Origin of the sequence: Acidovorax sp. IB03 (assembly GCF_016406015.1) — a bacterium.
Taxonomy (GTDB): domain Bacteria; phylum Pseudomonadota; class Gammaproteobacteria; order Burkholderiales; family Burkholderiaceae_C; genus Acidovorax; species Acidovorax temperans.
The window spans coordinates 1-630 of sequence record NZ_JAEFCH010000101.1; the positions used below are offsets into that span (position 1 = coordinate 1).

Here is a 630-nt window from a genome sequence, read left to right on the forward strand (position 1 = left end):
TCTTTTTGGGATTGGGGATGCCTTGGCCTATGGCCGATTTATGCAACAAAGCCGTTTTTTCCGCCAAGCCTAGCAGGCTGCTGAAATACTCCCGTGGGTCCGAACCTGCTCAGCGGCTGCAAGCGCATTTTTCGCAGCAGCTTTCCGTATGCTGGAAGTCAGCCCGTAAAACCTGCGTGTTTTCAGCCGTACAGCACGGTTTTCTGATCCTTTTCCCTTTACACCTGCCCCTGCAGACGGATTTGCCCCAAGCTGCGCAGTCGCGTGAGGTTGTAGCCCGCCATCGTCAGCACAAACAGCTGATCAACCTTCTTGATCCCGCGCACCACCACCTGACGCATGTGCCCCACCGTCTTGGCCCAGCCAAAGCCTTGTTCGATCAGCTTTCTCTTTTGCTGGGAGATGGCGTAGCCTTCGCTGCCCGCGATCCTGTCAGGCACCGCCGATTGACGCCCTGATTTGTTCTGCGCCACATGGGGCAGCACGTTCATCTCTTGCAGCGCGTCGATGAACTCCCTGGCGTCGTAACCCTTGTCTGCGCCCAGCGTGATCGTGATGGGGTCATCGCCGGGCAATGCCTGTCGCGCATCGTTGATCATGGCCTTGGCCGCTTCGCGCTCTGCATATCCG

The 630-nt window shown here is 57.9% G+C and carries 1 protein-coding gene; it reads right to left on the bottom strand.

The window, feature by feature from the left end:
* Positions 1-218 precede the first annotated feature (218 nt).
* Positions 219-630 (bottom strand): transposase (locus IHV84_RS20235; RefSeq protein WP_198848172.1); only part of this gene is annotated, 412 nt, incomplete at its 5' end.